Raw genomic sequence first — 20,288 nt, forward strand, 5'->3', positions numbered from 1 at the left:
CCCCCAAGCAGATCATCTGTGCAGCGATGCGCAAGCTACTACATTTCGTTTACGCCGTTCTCAAATCGGGTCAGCCATTTGACCCAAAATTTGCCCTTGCTCGATGAGGGGCAAGACGGTATCTACAGGGCTTCTATATGGGGCTTCTACGCAGCTCCCAGGTTTCTTCGTCAGAGATGCCGCGTGCAACAGAAATAAGGAGAGTTAGATGGACTTGAATGCTGAAGTGGACAACCTGGTCAGGGCTTCCCAGGCCTGGGTCCCCATGATCATGGAATACGGCAGCCGCGTGCTGCTGGCGGTCATCACCCTGGCCATTGGCTGGTGGTTGATCAACAAAGTGACACGCAAACTGGGCGCGCTGCTGGCCCTGCGTAACGCCGACCTGGCACTGCAAGGGTTTATCAGTACCTTGGCCAACGTCATCCTGAAAATATTGCTGATGGTCAGCGTCGCTTCGATGATCGGTGTGGAAACCACCTCGTTCGTCGCCGCCATCGGTGCCGCCGGCCTGGCGATTGGCCTGGCCTTGCAGGGCAGCCTGGCGAACTTCGCCGGCGGCGTGCTGATCCTGCTGTTCCGTCCGTTCCGCATCGGTGACTGGATCGAAGCCCAGGGTGTGGCCGGTACGGTGGACAGCATCCAGATCTTCCACACCGTGATTCGCACCGGTGATAACAAAACCGTCATCGTGCCCAACGGCAATCTCTCGAACGGCATCATCACCAACACCAATCGCCAGCCGACCCGCAAGGTGGTGTTTGATGTCGGCGTGGATTACCAGGCCGACCTGCAAAAAGCCCGGGAAGTGTTGCTGGCGCTGGCCAAGGATGAGCGTGTGCTGGCTGATCCGGCCCCGCAAGCAGTGATTTCTACCTTGGGCGACAGCTCTATCACTGTGTCACTGCGGATATGGGTCAAGACGGCTGATTATTGGGATGTCATGTTCATGCTCAATGAACAGGCGCGCGATCGTTTGAAGGACGCGGGGATTGATATTCCGTTCCCACAACGTGTTATTCGTATGGTCCACGAAGGTGCTGCACAGTAACGTTTTGACTGTATGGGATTATTGTTAGTTAGCTTGCTAATTACAAAGCTGCTTTAAACTGGCATGCCGTAAGCACAAAAAAACCGCTCACCTGAATCAGGTGAGCGGTTTTTGTTTGTTACGGTGCAGCTATCGAGTTAGCACTGAATTACAAGATGCTCAGTGGGTATTCGACGATGAAGCGGAAGTCGTTGTTGTCGTTGCCGTTGATGCCGTTGTAAGAGGTATTGGCACGGTAGAACGCGCTACGAACACGGAACGACAGATCTTTGGCTGGGCCGCTCTGCATAACGTACTTGGTTTCGAAGTCCCACTCGTGCTCTTTACCTTCCTCACCGCCAGTTTCGATGTTGTCACCGGTAACGTAACGAGTCATGAAGCTCAGGCCAGGGACGCCATAAGTCTTCATGTTCAGGTCGTAGCGAGCTTGCCAGGAACGCTCGTCCTCACCGTTGAAGTCGGAGTACTGGATTGAGTTGGCGAGGAAGATAGTGCCATTGCCGTCAGCACCGTAGGCGTAACCACTGGAGCCACTGGAGCGCTGGTGGGCCAAGGTGAATTTGTGAGCACCGATGCTGTAGGCTGCTGCAAGGGACCAGATGCGGTTGTCAACGTCACCGCTGAGTTCCTGACCTTGGCTCTTTGTATCATAGCCGTTGAAGTCGAAGTTCAGGGACTGATCTTCGTTAATCGGCAGGGTATAGTTCAGGTTGATGTATTTCTTTTTGTAGTAGTCTTCGATATCCGAAGCGGCTACACCGGCTACAAAATTGTCGGTGAATTGATAGGTTGCACCAGCGATGTCAGCGGATTTCAGGCCCGTGCCGTTGATGCTGTCGTGCCCCATGTGATTCTGTCCGCTGATCGCGGTAAACCGACCAGCGCTCAGTTCCAGACCTTTGATTTCCTTGCTGGTGATCAAAGTACCGGTGGCGACTTCTGGAAGCAGACGGCTGTCATCGGTGGAGAAGACAGGGCTGGCAACGTATTGGCTGCCGTATTTCAGAACGGTGTCGGAGATACGGAACTTGACTGCGCCGCCGCCGATCGATTGGGTATCTTCTGGCCGGCCTTCGCTATCGGCGCCGAACATGCCATTACCGGTACGGCCACGGCCGCTGTCCAGTTTGATCATGCTGTTGACCAAGGCGTCCACACCGAAACCAACGGTACCTTGGGTGAAGCCAGACTCGTACGTTGCACGCACGGCAAGGCCTGTTTCTTCACGATAGCTTTGTGAAGAGCTTGGGTTGTTCTTGAAATCACGATTCATGTACAGCATACGGCTCAGAACATTCAGGCTCTGATCTTCAAAAAAGCCCTTGGATTCTTCCTGGGAAGAGGCCATTGCGAACTGCGAAACGCTGGCCGATACAGCCAGTGCGATCATGCTCCACTTCATCACGCGCATCGTGATTTGCTCCTTTGGTTTTTAGAAGAGTACTGCCGTCCCACCTGTTTTTTATCTGGGCGGCTCTTTCTTTTTGTGTCGGCGCAAACTTATATCACGCCGACATTATTGGCGATACTTGCCCATTCAACCTTTCAGCTTCTTTACGACCATGTCGCCAATGGCTCGATCCATGTCGCATTTCAGCTATTCCGACGCAACCGTATTCACAACTCTAAGGTTGTTTTTCTTTTTCCGGCATCGGTGTAAAGAGTCCGTCATTACCGCGTTTGAAGCTCCTGTGGGCAGCCTTGCCACTTTAATTTGTGTGTCGGCAGGTGCTCGCTTCCGGCGGGCCCTTCGGACAGTGTGGGGATGAATGCAACAAGCATGCTCAAACCCGGATTTCGTTTACATTTTTTTCACATTCTACCGATTGACGCGGTGAAACCTCATGAAACCGGGCTCCAAAGGCCTTGTTTTAAATAGGGTTGACTCCCGTGTGCTGCTCGTGTTCAGCACCGACAAACGTGGCGAGACAACCAAAAATGTTACCGGTTCACCCTACCCAGTGAGTAAATCACGGATGCTTTGTGCACTGAAGCGTAGACGTGCTGTGCTGTTTTGGTGCAAAAAATTTTTAAGCTGTACGAAAAATTTACAGCCTCGATGCTGTGCCTGTGCCCTGGAACGGTCCTGTCGAGACCCTATCGGGGTGCTTGCGCTGTGTTGGTGCGCCAGCTTGCACGGGTTGATGCCGGGTGTTGAAAAAAACATTCGAAGTCGAGCATCAGGACAGTACGCAGTGATCGATCCGGCGTTCGCGGGTATGCTGCGCCTCTGAGTCCGATGCAGGCCTGCGGGCCGCCAAACCGGGCAGAACCGATAACGAGCGAGGAGTACGCGCGGTGTTCGCTTTAGATCCACGACTGCAACAAGACACATTGCCCATCGGTGATTTCCCACTGTGCCGGTTGCTCTTGTCCAACGATTCGAATTACCCGTGGTTCATTCTTGTACCGCGGCGGGAAGATATCAGCGAATTGTTTCAGTTGGATGACGCTGATCAACAGCAGCTGTGGAAAGAAACCACGGCGCTGGCCGAAACCCTCAAGGATTCGTTCGATGCCGACAAGATGAACGTTGCAACCTTGGGTAACGTTGTCAGTCAATTGCACATGCATGTCATCGTGCGCAAGCGTGATGATGTCGCCTGGCCTGCGCCGGTCTGGGGCAAGCACCCTGCCCAGGCTTATAATGAAGGGCAGGTCACGGCCATTCGTGAACGGTTGCGAGTGGCCTTGACCGATGATTTCAAGTTTCTGGAGGGCTGAACCATGAACCTTGAAGACCGTGTAACCGATCTGGAAAGCCGCCTGGCGTTCCAGGATGACACTATCCAGGCATTGAACGATGTGCTTGTGGCGCAGCAGCGGGTTGTCGAGCGCCTGCAGTTGCAGATGGCGGCGTTGCTCAAGCGCCAGGAAGAAATGGCTGGGCAATTCGAATCGTTCGAAGAAGAGGCGCCGCCTCCTCACTACTAATTGGGCCGGACTCCCGTTTGACGGGCAATAAAAAACCGCGAGCAGCCAGGCTGTATCGCGGTTTTTTTACGCTTGGATCAGCGGCGCGGCAGCGCGGCGATCACATCTTCGGCCTGCAGACCCTTGTCGCGGTTCATCACGGAGAACTCCACGCGCTGGCCTTCCACCAAGACGCGATGGCCTTCGCCACGAATGGCCCGGAAATGCACGAAGATGTCATCGCCGGAGTCGCGGGAGATGAAGCCGAACCCTTTGGACGTGTTGAACCACTTCACCGTGCCGGTATCGCGGTTGGACATGTCGTAGTTCTGCGCAGCGGCGACCGGCGCCGACTTCTTGTAGAAGCTGACGGCCAGGTGCAGTGCCACGGCGAGCAGTGCCGCGCCCAGGCTGAACAGAATGGCTGGTTGACCGCCGATTTCCGGCATTGGCGCCAGCAGGGCCAGGGTTTGCAGGGCAACGGCCAGCACCAGCAGGGCGCTGACCAGGTTTTGCAGTTGGTGACGTGGACCCTTGTTCCAGTAAGGGATGACGGGTGCAAGGGTCAGGTTGAGCAGGCCGAAAAAGGCCAGGTACAGTGCATCGGGGTGTTGCAGGTAAGGTGTGGCTTCGGAACCCAGGCTAGGGATGAAGGACAGCAGCAGGGCAGCTGCGCCCATTAGCAAGTGGACGATTTTCAACATTTTGATTGGCTCACGGTTAAGACAGATCACAAGGAAGAGCTGGTCGGGGGCGGTTCGCTTCGAAACAATGAGAGGCGTTGGACACGTACCCGAATCAGCCTATGCGCCACACCCGGGAAAATAAGCGTAGCGACACACTGCCTATTTAACAGCAAAGCCACGGCCTTCTCAAACGCGTTACGGGCACGTGCCGCACTGTTCGTCGGCCAGAAAAGCCCTGCGGGTGCTTGAAGGCGCCGGGCAAGCGGCGTTGAATTCCCCTGATGGGCGGAACTGCCCGCTGTCCCGGCTTGTCGGTTCAGGAGGGCTGGCGATCTGTCGCAGGCCATAGGCCGCCAAAACCACTAGAGTTGGGGGCGTTGTCGAATTCATCACCGTCAGGAGATCAACCACCATGGCAATTGATATCGGTATCAGTGAAGAAGACCGCAAGTCCATCGTCGACGGGCTTTCGCGCCTGCTGTCGGACACCTATGTGCTGTATCTCAAGACCCACAATTTCCACTGGAACGTCACGGGTCCGATGTTTCGGACCCTGCACCTGATGTTCGAGGAGCAATACAACGAGCTGGCCCTGGCGGTGGACCTGATTGCCGAGCGAATCCGCGCCCTGGGTTTCCCGGCCCCGGGGGCCTACTCGGTGTACGCGCGCTTGTCTTCTATTAAAGAAGAGGAGGGCGTGCCTGGCGCCGAAGACATGATCCGGCAACTGGTCGAAGGCCAGGAGGCGGTGACGCGTACGGCCCGCGGCATCTTTCCTTTATTGGACAAGGTCAGCGATGAGCCCACCGCCGACCTGCTGACGCAGCGCATGCAAGTTCACGAAAAGACCGCGTGGATGCTGCGCGCGTTGCTGGAGGGGCAGTAGCCCCAGGCAGGTGATGACGTGGTGTGGGCAGCATTCCCTGCGCGCGGCGTGTAGGACGGAGTAATTCGTCGCCGGCCTGCTGTTGGCTTGTCCTACGCCCATGGTCATAAAGTCGTCTGGAACTGGCGATGCCGTTGAGCTTCCATAGAGCCACAGATGGATTGTTCCAACTGAGAGGTTCGTATGGCAAAGGAGTGTCAACGGTATGATTCAAGGAAAAGAACCGGGGGAGGGTGTGCATGGGCGTTTTCAGTCCATCAGCGTCGATCCGTTCGTCAGGGGGTTCGATATGCAACTGGTGCGTCCCCTGGCTCGATCCATTCGTCTGAACGGGTTCGCCACCTGTCTGCGGCTGGAGCAAGTCTATTGGGATATCCTCGGCGACATGGCTCAGCTCAACAACTGCTCCATCAGTACGTTGCTGTCCTATGTGGACAGGGAGGTACACCTGCGTCATGGCGGGGTGCGCAACTTCAGCGCGCTGGTGCGTGTGGTATGCGTGGTGCACAGTTTGAAGGACGCCGGGGTGGACCATGGTGCGGCGTAGGAGCTGCCGAAGGCTGCGATCTTTTGATCTTGATCTTGATTTTTCGCTTGCGACACAAGTGTCTGGGGCAAGATCGCAGCCTCGTTGCACTCGTCAGCTCCTACGCGGCTCCTACGCAGCATCTATTTATTCGGCAATGACCGTGCGGTCTTACGGCTGCACAGGCCGCATTTAATGGATATAATCCCGCTCTTTGCCGCAAAGCCTCGCCTTTGCGCGAGTAACCTGATCGCCGAGACAACCCCATGCCGATGTACGACTATCAATGTGCTTCCTGTGGTCATCAGATGGAAGCCATTCAAAAGATCAGCGCGGCACCGCTGGTCGACTGCCCTGCCTGTCAGGCGCCAGAACTGAAAAAGATGCTGTCCATGCCTGGTTTCCGCCTCGGTGGCACAGGCTGGTATGAAACCGACTTCAAGACCGGCGCCAAGAAGAATTTGGCCGGTGGCGACAAAGCTGATTGAGTTGAACACGCGCGAGTGCTTGCACGGGCAGGTCCTCCAACCGAATTTCGAATTACGAGAAGTGAAACCACTACCATGATGCGCAGCCATTATTGCGGCCAACTGAACGAAAGCCTGGAAGGCCAGGAAGTTACTCTTTGCGGATGGGTCCATCGTCGCCGTGACCATGGCGGGGTGATTTTCCTCGATATCCGTGATCGTGAAGGCCTGGCCCAGGTGGTGTTCGATCCGGACCGCGCTGAAACTTTCGCCGCCGCCGACCGCGTGCGCAGCGAATATGTGGTCAAGGTCACCGGCAAGGTGCGCCTGCGTCCGGCCGGCGCCGGCAACGCCAACATGACATCTGGCATGATCGAAGTGCTGGGCTACGAGCTGGAAGTGCTCAACGAATCGGAAACCCCGCCGTTTCCACTCAACGAATACTCCGATGTGGGCGAAGAAACCCGCCTGCGTTACCGCTTCATCGACCTGCGTCGCCCGGAAATGGCCGAGAAGCTGCGCCTGCGTTCGCGCATGACCACCAGCATCCGTCGTTATCTGGACGAGAACGGCTTCCTCGATGTCGAGACGCCGATCCTGACCCGTGCCACGCCGGAAGGCGCCCGCGACTACCTGGTGCCGAGCCGTACCCACCCCGGCAGCTTCTTTGCCCTGCCGCAATCGCCGCAGCTGTTCAAGCAACTGCTGATGGTGGCCGGTTTCGACCGCTACTACCAGATCGCCAAGTGCTTCCGCGACGAAGACCTGCGTGCCGACCGTCAGCCTGAGTTCACTCAGATCGATATCGAGACCAGCTTCCTCGACGAAAAAGATATCATGGGCCTGACCGAAGGCATGATCCGCAACCTGTTCAAGGAAGTGCTGGGTCTGGAATTCGGCGAGTTCCCGCACATGACCTTCGAAGAGGCCATGCGCCGCTACGGTTCCGACAAGCCAGACCTGCGTAACCCGTTGGAGCTGGTGGACGTGGCTGACCAGCTCAAGGACGTCGAGTTCAAGGTGTTCAGCGGCCCGGCCAACGACCCGAAATGCCGCATTGCGGCCCTGCGCGTTCCTGGCGGGGCCAGCATGCCGCGCAAGCAGATCGACGACTACACCAAGTTCGTCGGCATCTACGGCGCCAAGGGGCTGGCCTACATCAAGGTCAACGAGCGCGCCGCGGGTGTTGATGGCCTGCAATCGCCGATCGTGAAAAACATCCCTGAGGCCAGCCTCAATGTGATCCTCGATCGCGTGGGCGCGGTTGACGGCGACATCGTGTTCTTCGGCGCCGACAAGGCCAAGATCGTCAGCGAGGCCTTGGGCGCGCTGCGCATCAAGCTGGGTCACGACCTGAAGCTGCTGACCTGCGAGTGGGCACCAATGTGGGTCGTTGACTTCCCGATGTTCGAAGAAAACGACGACGGCAGCTTCTCCGCGCTGCACCACCCGTTCACCGCGCCGAAGTGCTCGCCGCAAGAGTTGGAGGTCAACCCGGCCACCGCTCTGTCGCGCGCTTACGACATGGTCCTGAACGGCACCGAGCTGGGCGGTGGTTCGATCCGTATCCATCGCAAGGAAATGCAACAGGCGGTGTTCCGCTTGCTGGGCATCGACGAAGCCGAGCAGGAAGAGAAGTTCGGCTTCCTGCTTGACGCCCTGAAATACGGTGCACCGCCCCACGGTGGCCTGGCCTTCGGCCTGGACCGCCTGGTGATGCTGATGACGGGCGCCCAGTCGATCCGTGAAGTGATCGCGTTCCCGAAAACACAGAGCGCGGCCGATGTCATGACCCAGGCGCCGGGTGTGGTGGATGCCAAGGCGCTGCGCGAGTTGCACATCCGTCTGCGTGAACAGCCAAAGGCTGAGTAAGGCTGGCACCTGAGAGGGCGCATCTTCGGATGCGCCTTTTCATTGGGGTCGATATTTCTGGTTGCCGGCGGTTGCGCAAGCGCACGGCGGGCAATGTTTCAAAGAAAAACCGGAGCGAGTTATGGCAGGTCATTCCAAGTGGGCGAACATCAAGCACCGCAAAGAACGTCAGGATGCCAAGAGAGGCAAGATTTTCACCAAGTGGATCCGTGAGCTGACGGTCGCGGCCCGCCAGGGTGGCGGCGACCCAGGTTCCAACCCGCGCTTGCGCCTGGCCCTGGACAAGGCGCTGGGTGCCAACATGAGCCGTGACATCATCGACCGGGCGATCGCCCGTGGCGCAGGTGCGACCGAGGCTGACAACGTTGAAGAGCTGACCTACGAAGGTTATGGCCCGGGAGGCGTGGCGGTGATGGTCGAATGCATGACCGACAACCGCAACCGTACTGCCGCCGCCGTGCGTCACGCGTTCAGCAAGTGCGGCGGCAACCTGGGCACGGACGGCTCGGTGGCCTATCTGTTCGAGCGCAAGGGGCAAATCAGCTTCGCGCCGGGCCTCGATGAAGATGCCCTGACGGAGGCGGCGCTGGAGGCCGACGCTGATGACGTGGTCGGTCATGAAGACGGTTCGTTCGACGTGTTCACGTCGTTCGCCAGCTTCTATGCCGTGCGCAACGCTCTGGAAGCGGCCGGTTTCAAGCCCGCCGACGCAGAAATCGTCATGCAGCCAACGACCAGTGCCGAACTGGACCTGGAAGGCGCCGAGAAGGTGCTCAAGCTGATCGACATGCTGGAAGACCTGGATGACGTGCAGAACGTTTATTCCAACGCCGATATTCCGGAGTCGGTGGCTGAACAGTTGGGCTGACGGGCGAAATGCTGCACTGAAGTGTGTTTGAGATCATCGTGGCGAAGGAGCCAGCTCCCGCTTGAACCTGTAGGAGCTGGCGAAGCCTGCGATCTTTTGATCTTGATCTTGATCTTGATCTTGATCTTGATCTTGATCTTTCGCTTGAGATTCAAGTGTCTGGGGAAAGATCGCAGCCTCGTTGCACTCGACAGCTCCTACACAGCTCCTGCACGGCTCCTATACGGGTCCTACACAGCGCCTAAACGGGGTCTACACAGCTCCTGCGTAGCTCGGCGGGAGCTGGCTCTCTCGCCACGGATTCACTGCAAGCCTTTGATGAGCTGTATCCTCTTGTAACCCGCATTACCTTTCGCAGGTGTTATGACTTTAATCCTTGGTATTGACCCCGGTTCGCGCATCACCGGCTACGGTGTGGTTCGCGATACCGGGCGCGGCTGTGTGTACGTCGCCTCTGGTTGCATTCGCACCGGTGCGGGTGAGCTGCACGAGCGTTTGCAGATCGTTTATCGCGGTGTACGCGAAGTCATCCAGACCTACGGACCGGTCACCATGGGCATCGAACGGGTCTTCATGGCGCGCAACGCCGATTCGGCCCTGAAGCTGGGGCAGGCCCGGGGCGCGGCCATTGTGGCGGGCGCCGAGGAAAACCTGGAGATCGCCGAGTACACCGCGACCCAGGTCAAGCAGGCGGTCGTCGGCACCGGGGCGGCGAACAAGGAGCAGGTGCAAATGATGGTGATGCACCTGTTGAAACTGGTCAGCAAGCCGCAGATCGATGCCTCCGACGCCCTGGCCATCGCCATTTGCCATGCCCATACCCGTTCCAGTCTGTTGCCTCACGGCCTGGGAACCGCACGCAGTCGTGGCGGGCGCCTGCGTCTCTGATAGCATCAGCGCTTCATTCATGAGCCCGAGTAAGTTGTGCCTGTGTCGTCGGCCTTTATGCTCGTGTCGATATTCGCCAGCCAGCGGCTGGCCAACACCCAAGGATCTGAAACGTGATTGGACGCTTGCGCGGCACCCTGGCTGAAAAACAGCCGCCGCACCTGATTCTGGATGTAAACGGCCTGGGCTACGAGCTGGAGGTGCCCATGACCACGTTGTATCGCTTGCCGTCGGTCGGCGAGCCGCTGACCCTGCATACCCATTTGGTCGTGCGCGAGGATGCGCAGTTACTCTATGGCTTCGTTGGCAAGCGCGAGCGGGACTTCTTTCGCGAGCTGATCCGTCTCAATGGCGTCGGCCCGAAACTGGCCCTGGCCTTGATGTCGAGCCTGGAAGTCGATGAATTGGTGCGTTGTGTGCAGTCCCAGGACACCTCGGCCTTGACCAAGGTGCCGGGTGTGGGCAAGAAAACCGCCGAGCGCCTGCTGGTCGAACTCAAGGACCGCTTCAAGGCCTGGGAGGCGGTGCCGGCCATGTTCGCCCTGGTGCCGAACCAGCCGGACGCGCCTGAGTCTGCGGCCGGCGCCGAAAACGATGCGGTCACTGCACTGATCTCCCTGGGCTACAAGCCGCAGGAAGCCAGCAAGGCGATTTCCGCCATCAAGGAAAAAGGCCTGAGCACTGAAGACATGATTCGTCGTGCCCTGAAGGGAATGATTTAAGTGATTGAAGCTGATCGTCTGATCGCCGCCACGGGCGCGCCCCGTGACCGCGAGGAAATCCAGGACCGGGCGATTCGTCCTGTCAGCCTGGCCGACTACATCGGTCAAGCGACCGTGCGCGAGCAGATGGAGTTGTTTATCCAGGCCGCCCGTGGGCGCAGCGAGTCCCTGGACCACACTTTGATCTTCGGCCCGCCGGGCCTGGGCAAGACCACCCTGGCCAACATCATTGCCCAGGAAATGGGTGTCTCGATCAAGAGCACGTCGGGGCCGGTCCTCGAAAGGCCGGGGGACCTGGCGGCACTGCTGACCAACCTAGAGCCCCATGACGTGCTTTTCATCGACGAAATCCATCGACTGTCGCCGATCGTCGAGGAAGTGCTGTATCCGGCCATGGAAGATTTTCAACTCGACATCATGATCGGTGAAGGGCCGGCCGCACGCTCCATCAAGCTCGACCTGCCGCCCTTCACCCTGGTGGGTGCCACCACCCGCGCGGGCATGCTGACGAACCCGTTGCGGGACCGTTTCGGTATCGTCCAGCGCCTGGAGTTCTACAACAACGCCGATCTGGCGACGATTGTCAGCCGCTCGGCGGGCATCCTCGGGTTGCCGCTGGACCCGGACGGTGCGTATGAGATCGCCCGTCGTGCCCGGGGTACGCCGCGGATCGCCAACCGTCTGCTGCGCCGGGTCCGGGATTTTGCCGAAGTCCGGGCCAAGGGCCATATCACCAAGCCGATTGCCGACCTGGCGTTGAATCTGCTGGACATCGACGAGCGTGGTTTCGATCACCAGGACCGGCGCCTGCTGCTGACCATGATCGAGAAGTTCGACGGTGGCCCGGTGGGCGTGGACAGCCTGGCCGCGGCCATCAGCGAAGAGCGTCACACCATTGAAGATGTGCTGGAACCGTACCTGATCCAGCAGGGCTACATCATGCGTACCCCTCGCGGGCGCGTGGTGACCCGTCATGCTTATTTGCATTTTGGCTTAAACATCCCGACACGAATGGGTGAAATGCCGGTGGTAGACGAGTTTCTCGATGCCGTGGACGATTGAACGAGCTCTGTTCGCCGACTTTTTTCCAGTTCGTGCTGTCCCAGACGACGCCTGGAGCGTCAATGCGTTCGAGAATGAAAAAAACAGTTGCCTGGCTGATTGGCAACCTGAGGAGTAAGCACTAGAGTATGCGCGCGCAAAACGGGCTGGAGTCGTTCGCACATCGCTGTCGCGTTTATTACGAGGACACCGATGCTGGCGGCATCGTTTACTACGTCAATTACCTCAAGTTTATGGAACGGGCTCGAACCGAACGGCTGCGGGAACTGGGTTTTGCCCAATCCGCGCTGGCAGGGGAGGACCTGTTATTTGTCGTGCATTCCAGCGAAGCGCGTTACCACGCGCCGGCGCGATTGGACGACGAGCTTCTGGTCAGTGCCGATGTCATCGAATTAAACCGTGTCAGCCTGCGTTTCAAGCAGCAGGTCAGGCGGGCGACGGATAACGTGCTGCTCTGTGAAGGGCAGTTTTTGGTGGCCTGTGTGCGCACCCATAGTTTGAAACCCCGGGCCATTCCCGAAACTCTACGTGCGGCCTTTGCCGGCGTGAGCGGCGCGGGTACACACTCAGAGCAGGAGATAAAGCGTGGAAGCTAACGTCGTCGACCATACCTCCATGTGGAGCTTGGTCAGCAATGCCAGCGTCGTGGTGCAGTTGGTAATGCTGATCCTGGTAGCCGCATCGGTGACCTCATGGATCATGATTTTTCAGCGCAGCAACATGCTGCGCGCCGGTCGCCGTGCCCTGGAGAGCTTTGAAGAGCGCTTCTGGTCCGGCATCGACTTGTCCAAGCTCTACCGTCAGGCCGGGAGCAACCCGGACCCGGATTCGGGCGTGGAACAGATCTTCCGTGCCGGCTTCAAGGAATTCTCCCGTCTGCGCCAGCAGCCAGGCGTTGACCCGGAAGCGGTGATGGAAGGCGTGGCCCGCGCCATGCGCGTGGCCATCTCCCGCGAGGAAGAAAAACTCGAACAGGGTCTGTCGTTCCTCGCCACCGTTGGTTCGGTCAGCCCGTACATCGGCCTGTTCGGTACCGTATGGGGGATCATGAACTCCTTCCGCGGCCTGGCCTCTGCCCAACAAGCGACCCTGGCCACCGTGGCCCCGGGTATCGCCGAGGCGTTGATCGCCACCGCCATCGGCCTGTTCGCGGCCATTCCGGCCGTGATCGCCTACAACCGCTTCGCTGCTCGCAGCGAAACGCTGACCGGCCGCTACTACACCTTCGCCGATGAATTCCAGGCGATCCTGCACCGCAAAGTGCACACCAGCGAAGAATAAGCAGGTATTTCCCAATGGCTTTAATCGCTCGAGCCCGAAAAAAGCGCAAGCCGGTTGCCGAGATGAACGTGGTGCCCTACATCGACGTGATGTTGGTACTGCTGGTCATCTTCATGGTGACCGCGCCGATGCTCAATCAGGGCGTGAAGGTCGATCTGCCCAAGGTTTCCAGCGAAGCCTTGCCGCAGGACAACAACACCCAGGTACTGACCATTTCGATCAAGGCTGACAAGACCTACTACTGGAACCTTGGCAGCGAAGTCGATACCGAGAAGCAGCAGGACCGGGCCATGACCTTGCCGCAGATGACCGACGCGGTGACCAAGATCATTCGTGTCGGCAACGATGCCGGCAAGCGTACCCAGGTCTTCATTCGCGGCGACAAGACCGTCGACTACGGTGCTGTGATGGGCGCCATGGGCGGTCTGCAGAAAGCCGGGGTCGGTAATGTTGGCTTGATCACCGAGGCCCCCTGATGCAGCAACAGCGAGAGCCGTCCGCCTCGGAAAGCTACTTCTGGCCCAGTGTCATGGCAATCGGCCTGCATGTGCTGGTGTTCGGCATGCTGTTCGTCAGTTTTGCCATGACTCCGGAGCTGCCGCCGGCCAAGCCGATCGTGCAGGCGACGTTGTACCAGCTCAAGTCGAAAAGCCAGGCGACCACCCAGACCAACCAGAAGCTCGCCGGTGAGGCGAAGAAATCTGCTGCGCGCCAGACCGAAGTCGAGCAGATGGAGCAGAAGAAGGTCGAGCAGGAAGCGATAAAGGCCGCGGAACAAAAGAAAGAGGAAGCGGCTCAAAAGGCCGAGCAAGCCAAGAAGGCCGATGAGGCGAAGAAGGCCGACGAAGCGAAAAAGGTTGATGAAGCCAGGAAGGCCGACGAAGCGAAGAAAGCCGCCGAGGCCAAAAAGGTAGAAGAGAAACAATTGGCTGATATAGCCAAGAAGAAGGCCGAAGAAGAAGCCAAGAAAGCCGCTGAAGAAGAGGCCAAGAAAGCGGCCGCTGAAGCAGCGAAGAAAAAGATCGTCGAGGACGCGAAGAAGAAAGCGGCCCAAGACGCCAAGAAGAAAGCTGAAGCTGCAGAGGCGAAAAAGAAAGTCGCCGAAGACGCGAAGAAGAAAGCCGCCGCCGACGCCGCCAAGAAAAAGGCCCAGGACGCAGCGCGTAAATCCGCCGAAGACAAAAAGGCCCAGGCCTTGGCAGATTTGCTTTCCGACACGCCGCAGCGCCAGCAGGCCTTGGCCGATGAGCAGGGCGATGAAGTCGCCGGCAGCTACGATGATTTGATTCGCGCCCGAGCGGCAGAAGGCTGGGCTCGTCCACCTTCGGCGCGCAAAGGCATGACGGTAGTATTGCAGATCGGCATGTTGCCCGACGGTACGGTTACCTCGGTCAACGTCGCCAAGTCCAGTGGTGACGGCCCGTTCGACGCTTCGGCGGTCGCAGCGGTCAAGAACATTGGGCGATTGACGGAAATGCAAGGAATGAAGCCGAGCGACTTTGCTCCCTATCGTTCATTCAAGATGACATTCACACCTGAGGATCTAGCCTTGTGAGAAACCTTCTTCGATCAATGCTGGTCGTTATCTGCTGCTTGGCAGGGATAGCGGTAGCAGAGGAAAAGAACATCCTGGTCACCAGCGGCAGCGACCGGGCGACCCCGATCGCCGTCGTACCGTTCGGCTGGCAGGGCGGTAGCGTCCTGCCGGACGACATGGCGGAAGTCATCGGCAACGACCTGCGCAACTCGGGTTACTACGCGCCGATTCCGAAGCAGAACATGATCAGCCTGCCGACCCAGGCCAGCGAAATCATCTACCGCGACTGGAAAGCCCTGGGCGCCCAGTACCTCATGGTCGGCAGCATCGTGCCGGCCGGCGGTCGCCTGCAGGTGCAGTACACCCTGTTCAACGTCGCCACCGAACAGCAAGTGCTGACCGGCAGCGTGTCGGGCAGTGTCGATCAGTTGCGCGACATGGCGCACTACATCGCTGACCAGTCGTTCGAGAAGCTCACCGGCATCAAGGGCGCGTTCTCTACGCGCATGCTCTATGTGACGGCCGAACGCTTCTCTCAGAACAACACCCGCTACACCCTGCAGCGCTCCGACTATGACGGCGCGCGTGCGGTGACCTTGCTGCAATCGCGCGAGCCGATCCTGTCGCCGCGCTTCGCCCCCGATGGCAAGCGCATCGCCTATGTCTCGTTCGAGCAGAAGCGTCCACGCATTTTCGTGCAGCACATCGACACCGGTCGTCGTGAGCAGATCACCAACTTCGAAGGCCTGAACGGCGCGCCAGCCTGGTCGCCGGACGGATCGCGCCTGGCGTTTGTGCTGTCCAAGGACGGTAATCCGGACATCTACGTGATGAACCTGGCTTCGCGTTCGATCTCTCGCGTCACCAAGGGCCCGGGCATCAACACTGAGCCGTTCTGGGGCAAGGATGGCTCGACCATCTACTTCACCTCTGACCGTGGCGGCAAGCCACAGATCTACAAGACCAGTGCCGGTGGTGGCGGTGCCGAACGCGTGACGTTCGTCGGTAACTACAACGCCAACCCTAAGCTGTCGGCGGACGAAAAGACCCTGGTGATGATCCATCGCCAGGATGGTTTCACCAATTTCAAGGTGGCGGCCCAGGATTTGCAACGCGGTAGCGTAAAAATCCTCACTGATAGCACTCTGGACGAGTCACCCACTGTTGCGCCCAACGGCACCATGGTAATCTACGCCACCCGCCAGCAGGGCCGGGGAGTCTTGATGCTCGTGTCCATTAATGGACGCGTAAGGCTCCCGCTTCCTACCGCTCAAGGCGAAGTCAGAGAACCGTCCTGGTCCCCTTACCTGAACTGACGCGGCGCTATACGTTTTACTTAACACACTGGGGTTCATTAGGAGTTTCACGATGGAAATGCTGAAGTTTGGTAAATTTGCTGCGCTGGCTCTGGCCATGGCTGTAGCTGTAGGTTGCTCGTCCAAAGGCGGCGACAATGCCGGTGAAGGCGCTGTTGATCCAAACGCTGGTTACGGCGCTAACACTGGTGCAGTTGACGGCTCCCTGAGCGAAGAAGCTGCTCTGCGCGCAATCACCACCTTCTACTTCGAATACGACAGCTCGGACCTGAAGCCAGAAGCCATGCGCGCTCTGGACGTTCACGCCAAAGACCTGAAGTCGAACGGCGCTCGTGTTGTTCTGGAAGGCAACACCGACGAACGTGGTACTCGTGAGTACAACATGGCACTGGGCGAGCGTCGTGCGAAAGCCGTTCAACGCTACCTGGTACTGCAAGGTGTTTCCCCAGCTCAGCTGGAACTGGTTTCCTACGGCGAAGAGCGTCCAGTTGCTACCGGCAACGACGAGCAGTCCTGGGCTCAAAACCGTCGCGTCGAACTGCGTAAGTAATTCGTCATGCGAACGTGCCGTCGTGCTGTAACTGTTCTGGCTCTCAGTCTCGCGCCGCTTGCGGTGTGGGCTGCGGTTCCTGTGGTTGATAACGATACTGGCTATAACAATAGCGGGAGCAGTTATCCGCCTGCAGGCTACGGTACGAACGGCGCCTATGCCGGGGGAGGGGTTTCGACCCCTGTCTCGGCACAGGGCGAGCTGTTCAACCAGCTCCAGCAAATGCAGGATCAGCTATCACGCCAACAAGGTGCGATTGAAGTTCTGCAAAATGAAGTATCGCGCATGAAGCAGGAAAGCCTGGAGCGATACCAGGATCTTGATCGGCGCATAGGATCCGGCGTTGCACCTGCCGCGACTCCTGAGAATTCTCCTGCCGGTGGCGATTTGAACGCCCCCGGTGCGGCTGCAGGCGCTTCAGCACCTGCCGCCAGTGGCGAGCCGGCTGATCCGGCGAAGGAAAAGCTCTACTACGATGCTGCCTTCGACCTGATCAAGGCCAAGGATTTCGACAAGGCCAGCCAGGCCTTTGCCGCGTTCCTGCGCAAATACCCAAACAGTCAGTACGCGGGCAATGCCCAATACTGGTTGGGTGAAGTGAACCTGGCCAAGGGCGATCTGCAAGGTGCCGGCCAGGCATTCGCCAAGGTTTCGCAACTGTATCCCAAGCACGCCAAGGTGCCGGATTCGCTGTACAAGCTGGCAGACGTGGAGCGCCGCCTCGGTCATACCGACAAGGTGAAGGGTATTCTGCAGCAGGTGGTGGCCCAATATCCGGGCACATCCGCTGCTCAATTGGCCCAGCGTGATCTGCAACGCATGTAGGTCGGCTTGACCTGTTTCGAAGAAACCCGCGCCTGTCGCGGGTTTTTTCGTTAGAATTCACGCCCTTTTATGAAACACGCTTTTTGGGATCTGCGCGCTGGCGGGGTTCCTTGAAGTGCCTGACGGAGGCGGACAGCCTGTTTAGCTGTTACGCCCGTGGCGACTATGCAAGACACATTGAGAATCACCGAAGTTTTTTACTCGTTGCAGGGTGAAACGCGAACGGCTGGGCTGCCCACGGTTTTTGTGCGCCTCACTGGCTGCCCATTGCGTTGCCAATACTGCGACAGTGCCTATGCTTTCAGCGGCGGCACCTTGCGAACCCTCGACGATATCCTGGAACAAGTGGCCAGTTATCGTCCGCGTTATGTCTGCGTCACGGGCGGCGAGCCATTGGCGCAACCCAGCGCCATCCCCTTGCTCAAGCAGTTGTGTGATGCCGGTTATGAGGTTTCGCTGGAAACCAGTGGCGCCCTGGACATCTCGGCCGTCGACCTGCGTGTCAGTCGCGTCGTGGACCTGAAGACCCCAGGCTCCAAGGAAGCGCATCGCAACCGTTATGAGAACATTCAACTGCTGACGCCCAACGATCAGGTCAAGTTCGTCATCTGTTCGCGGGAAGACTATGACTGGGCCGTGTCCAAGCTGATTCAATACGGCCTTGACCTGCGAGCCGGCGAAGTGCTGTTGTCGCCAAGTCATCACGATTTGAGCGCCCGCGAGCTGGCGGATTGGGTGGTGGCGGACAATCTGCCGGTGCGCCTGCAACTGCAACTGCATAAATATCTTTGGAACGACGAGCCAGGGCGTTGATATGACTGAACATTCGAACATTGCAGAAAAACGTGCGGTCATCCTGTTGTCCGGTGGTCTGGATTCGGCCACGGTCGTGGCCATGGCCCATGCCGAGGGCTACCGCTGCTACACCATGAGTTTCGATTATGGCCAGCGTCACCGCGCAGAACTGCACGCCGCTGAGCGAGTGGCCCGGGACCTGGGCGCGGTGGAGCACAAAGTGATCGGCTTGAACCTCAATGGCATTGGAGGCTCGGCCTTGACCGACAGCTCCATCGACGTACCCGAGGCGCCTAGCGAAGGTATTCCGGTGACGTATGTGCCGGCGCGTAACACGGTGTTCCTGTCCTTGGCATTGGGCTGGGCTGAAGTGCTGGGCGCCCGTGACATTTTTATCGGCGTCAATGCCGTGGATTATTCCGGCTACCCGGATTGCCGCCCGGAGTTCGTCGAAGCCTTCGAGCGCATGGCCAACCTGGCGACCAAGGCCGGCGTGGAAGGGCAGGGTTTCCGCATCCAGGCGCCGTTGCAGAACCTCAGCAAGGCTGACATCGTCAAGGCGGGTGTGAAGCTTGGCGTGGACTACGGGCTCACTGTTTCCTGCTATCAGGCCGACGATCAGGGCCGTGCGTGTGGCAAATGCGACAGCTGCCGCCTGCGTGCAGAAGGCTTTGCGGCGGCGGGCGTGAGCGATCCAACCCGTTATTTTTGATTTATTTCAAATTAAGTGTTGAATAGTCCTTAGAAATCAGTATTATACGCGCCACCACACAGCGGGTCGTTAGCTCAGTTGGTAGAGCAGTTGGCTTTTAACCAATTGGTCGTAGGTTCGAATCCCACACGACCCACCATTTTTTGCAGTTTTAAAAGTCTGGAAGGCCCACGAAAGTGAGGATTTCCGGATTTTTTTTTGCCTGATGAAAAGTCGAAGCCTGAACCGCTCGACGATTCGAGCGGTTTTCGGCGGATTAAAGCAGGCCGTCCTCGGCACATACTTTGATGATCTGTTCGCGAAACCAGCTATTGGCGCTGTCCTGGCTCGTTTTTTCGCTCCACATCATGTCCAGCGTGAAATTCGGCAGACCTGCCGGTGGTCGACGATGGCTGAATGTGTCCTCGTCGCAGGTCAGCGCCTGAATGCGTCGAGGCAGCGTCAGGATGAAGTCGGTATCGGTGATCATGTTCAATGCCGCGACGTAGCTGTTGGCTCGAGCGACGATCTGTCGGTGATAGCCTTGCCGGGCGAGCCATCCATCGATCATGTTGGTGTCGGATGTCCAGGGTGTCGGAAAAACATGCTGGCAGGCGACAAACGCTTCCAGGTTGAACGCCTCTTCTGGCAATGTGAAGTGCTTATCGACCACGCACACCAGTTCATCTTCCAGTAGTACTTGCGAGCGCAATCCCTTGCCGCCTCGATGGAAGTTCGGACCGAAACAAATAACCAGGTCGAAACGACCGTCCATCAACTCGTCGGTTGGAATGTCCCTGTAAAATTTAGTGATATTAATGATGACCGGAAAGCGGCTGCCAATAAAACGTTTGACGAGTTTAGGTACGACAAGGAGTTCAAAGTATTCGGGGGCGTAGACATTGAAGGTTATCTCTTTCTGGGTCGGGTCGAATGCCGGGATGCCAGAATGACATGTGTTTATTGTTTTAAGGATATTAACCAGATGAGGGTACATGGAAGTGGCTTTGCTTGTAGGCAGCATGCCACTACGGGTATTAACATAAAGTTCATCTTCGAAGCTCGTACGCAGCTTCTTCAGGCAATAGCTTACGGTTGACTGGCTGACACAAAGGGCTTCGGACACCTCGGTGACGCTGCTCTGCTCGTACACCGCGACAAACACCATCAGGTCTTGGATATCCAGCTTTCTAAGCGCATTACTATTAAGCATAAGGTCCTTCTTGACGCATCCCGTTGGTAGCATCCCCGACTTTTATGACAAGGACGTTTATTTATATATTAGCGGAAGCATTTTATTTTTTAAATGGCCTGTAGGAGATTTCCTAAATATGCTCGCCTCGCTTTTATAG

The 20,288-nt window shown here is 57.9% G+C and carries 23 protein-coding genes and 1 tRNA gene; 21 read left to right on the top strand and 3 right to left on the bottom strand.

Annotated features, from left to right (window positions below):
* Window positions 1-208 precede the first annotated feature (208 nt).
* Complete coding sequence (locus tag AACY31_RS09110; RefSeq protein ID WP_339504352.1) at window positions 209-1,051, top strand: mechanosensitive ion channel family protein; 843 nt, start codon at window positions 209-211, stop codon at window positions 1,049-1,051.
* 148 nt (window positions 1,052-1,199) lie between these two features.
* On the opposite strand, the gene AACY31_RS09115 is transcribed toward AACY31_RS09110, so the two are convergent.
* On the bottom strand, window positions 1,200-2,462 hold the full coding sequence (locus AACY31_RS09115) for an OprD family porin (protein WP_339504353.1): 1,263 nt from the start codon (window positions 2,460-2,462) through the stop codon (window positions 1,200-1,202).
* Between the two features lie 887 nt (window positions 2,463-3,349).
* Here AACY31_RS09115 and AACY31_RS09120 point away from each other — a divergent pair.
* Window positions 3,350-3,775, top strand: a complete 426-nt coding sequence (locus AACY31_RS09120; RefSeq protein WP_339492042.1) for an HIT family protein — start codon at window positions 3,350-3,352, stop codon at window positions 3,773-3,775.
* Between the two features lie 3 nt (window positions 3,776-3,778).
* The gene (locus tag AACY31_RS09125; RefSeq protein WP_053124626.1) at window positions 3,779-3,985 is read left to right on the top strand and encodes a SlyX family protein; all 207 of its coding nucleotides are present in this window, start codon (window positions 3,779-3,781) and stop codon (window positions 3,983-3,985) included.
* A gap of 77 nt (window positions 3,986-4,062) precedes the next feature.
* On the opposite strand, the gene AACY31_RS09130 is transcribed toward AACY31_RS09125, so the two are convergent.
* Window positions 4,063-4,668: a cold-shock protein gene (locus AACY31_RS09130; protein WP_339492038.1), complete on the bottom strand. Its 606-nt coding sequence runs from the start codon at window positions 4,666-4,668 to the stop codon at window positions 4,063-4,065.
* 394 nt (window positions 4,669-5,062) lie between these two features.
* Between AACY31_RS09130 and AACY31_RS09135 the strand changes: the two genes are divergently transcribed.
* The 18 genes from AACY31_RS09135 (at window position 5,063) to AACY31_RS09220 (ending at window position 19,096) form a co-directional block, all read left to right on the top strand.
* Window positions 5,063-5,536 carry a Dps family protein gene (locus AACY31_RS09135; protein WP_014339923.1) on the top strand — a complete coding sequence of 158 codons (474 nt, stop codon included), beginning with the start codon at window positions 5,063-5,065 and terminating at the stop codon, window positions 5,534-5,536.
* A gap of 205 nt (window positions 5,537-5,741) precedes the next feature.
* Window positions 5,742-6,083: a ribbon-helix-helix domain-containing protein gene (locus AACY31_RS09140; protein ID WP_339504354.1), complete on the top strand. Its 342-nt coding sequence runs from the start codon at window positions 5,742-5,744 to the stop codon at window positions 6,081-6,083.
* A gap of 245 nt (window positions 6,084-6,328) precedes the next feature.
* The gene (locus AACY31_RS09145; protein WP_003178589.1) at window positions 6,329-6,550 is read left to right on the top strand and encodes an FmdB family zinc ribbon protein; all 222 of its coding nucleotides are present in this window, start codon (window positions 6,329-6,331) and stop codon (window positions 6,548-6,550) included.
* A gap of 75 nt (window positions 6,551-6,625) precedes the next feature.
* Window positions 6,626-8,401, top strand: a complete 1,776-nt coding sequence (gene aspS, locus AACY31_RS09150) for an aspartate--tRNA ligase (RefSeq protein WP_339504356.1) — start codon at window positions 6,626-6,628, stop codon at window positions 8,399-8,401.
* Between the two features lie 121 nt (window positions 8,402-8,522).
* Entirely contained in the window at window positions 8,523-9,269 is a 747-nt protein-coding gene (locus tag AACY31_RS09155; protein ID WP_039591693.1) for a YebC/PmpR family DNA-binding transcriptional regulator, read from the top strand.
* A gap of 363 nt (window positions 9,270-9,632) precedes the next feature.
* Complete coding sequence (gene ruvC, locus AACY31_RS09160; RefSeq protein WP_014339919.1) at window positions 9,633-10,157, top strand: crossover junction endodeoxyribonuclease RuvC; 525 nt, start codon at window positions 9,633-9,635, stop codon at window positions 10,155-10,157.
* 113 nt (window positions 10,158-10,270) lie between these two features.
* Window positions 10,271-10,879 (top strand): Holliday junction branch migration protein RuvA, encoded by a 609-nt coding sequence (ruvA, locus tag AACY31_RS09165; RefSeq protein WP_339475539.1) that lies wholly within the window; start codon window positions 10,271-10,273, stop codon window positions 10,877-10,879.
* Window positions 10,880-11,941 carry a Holliday junction branch migration DNA helicase RuvB gene (gene ruvB, locus AACY31_RS09170; protein WP_339475537.1) on the top strand — a complete coding sequence of 354 codons (1,062 nt, stop codon included), beginning with the start codon at window positions 10,880-10,882 and terminating at the stop codon, window positions 11,939-11,941.
* A 128-nt stretch (window positions 11,942-12,069) separates the two neighbouring features.
* Entirely contained in the window at window positions 12,070-12,537 is a 468-nt protein-coding gene (gene ybgC, locus AACY31_RS09175; protein WP_123415693.1) for a tol-pal system-associated acyl-CoA thioesterase, read from the top strand.
* Window positions 12,527-13,222, top strand: coding sequence for a protein TolQ (gene tolQ / locus AACY31_RS09180; protein WP_339475530.1), 696 nt, complete (start codon window positions 12,527-12,529; stop codon window positions 13,220-13,222). Before ybgC ends, tolQ begins: the two co-directional genes overlap by 11 nt.
* A gap of 23 nt (window positions 13,223-13,245) precedes the next feature.
* Entirely contained in the window at window positions 13,246-13,698 is a 453-nt protein-coding gene (gene tolR, locus AACY31_RS09185; protein ID WP_161798348.1) for a protein TolR, read from the top strand.
* Window positions 13,698-14,777, top strand: a complete 1,080-nt coding sequence (tolA, locus tag AACY31_RS09190; protein WP_339475527.1) for a cell envelope integrity protein TolA — start codon at window positions 13,698-13,700, stop codon at window positions 14,775-14,777. The genes tolR and tolA overlap by 1 nt, the downstream gene beginning before the upstream one ends.
* A complete protein-coding gene (gene tolB / locus AACY31_RS09195; protein ID WP_445261530.1) occupies window positions 14,774-16,075 on the top strand; it encodes a Tol-Pal system beta propeller repeat protein TolB in 1,302 nt (433 codons plus the stop codon). The genes tolA and tolB overlap by 4 nt, the downstream gene beginning before the upstream one ends.
* Window positions 16,076-16,127: 52 nt before the next feature.
* A complete protein-coding gene (pal, locus tag AACY31_RS09200) occupies window positions 16,128-16,625 on the top strand; it encodes a peptidoglycan-associated lipoprotein Pal (RefSeq protein WP_003205029.1) in 498 nt (165 codons plus the stop codon).
* Between the two features lie 6 nt (window positions 16,626-16,631).
* Window positions 16,632-17,450 (top strand): tol-pal system protein YbgF, encoded by an 819-nt coding sequence (gene ybgF, locus AACY31_RS09205; RefSeq protein ID WP_339475524.1) that lies wholly within the window; start codon window positions 16,632-16,634, stop codon window positions 17,448-17,450.
* Between the two features lie 165 nt (window positions 17,451-17,615).
* On the top strand, window positions 17,616-18,263 hold the full coding sequence (gene queE, locus AACY31_RS09210) for a 7-carboxy-7-deazaguanine synthase QueE (RefSeq protein ID WP_339475523.1): 648 nt from the start codon (window positions 17,616-17,618) through the stop codon (window positions 18,261-18,263).
* A 19-nt stretch (window positions 18,264-18,282) separates the two neighbouring features.
* Complete coding sequence (gene queC, locus AACY31_RS09215) at window positions 18,283-18,957, top strand: 7-cyano-7-deazaguanine synthase QueC (protein ID WP_339475718.1); 675 nt, start codon at window positions 18,283-18,285, stop codon at window positions 18,955-18,957.
* A 63-nt stretch (window positions 18,958-19,020) separates the two neighbouring features.
* A tRNA-Lys gene (locus AACY31_RS09220) sits at window positions 19,021-19,096 on the top strand.
* A gap of 117 nt (window positions 19,097-19,213) precedes the next feature.
* Here the strand turns inward: AACY31_RS09220 and AACY31_RS09225 are convergent.
* Window positions 19,214-20,149: a LysR family transcriptional regulator gene (locus AACY31_RS09225; protein WP_339475521.1), complete on the bottom strand. Its 936-nt coding sequence runs from the start codon at window positions 20,147-20,149 to the stop codon at window positions 19,214-19,216.
* Window positions 20,150-20,288: the final 139 nt, after the last annotated feature.

Origin of the sequence: Pseudomonas sp. RL_105y_Pfl2_101 (assembly GCF_963970585.1) — a bacterium.
GTDB lineage: Bacteria > Pseudomonadota > Gammaproteobacteria > Pseudomonadales > Pseudomonadaceae > Aquipseudomonas.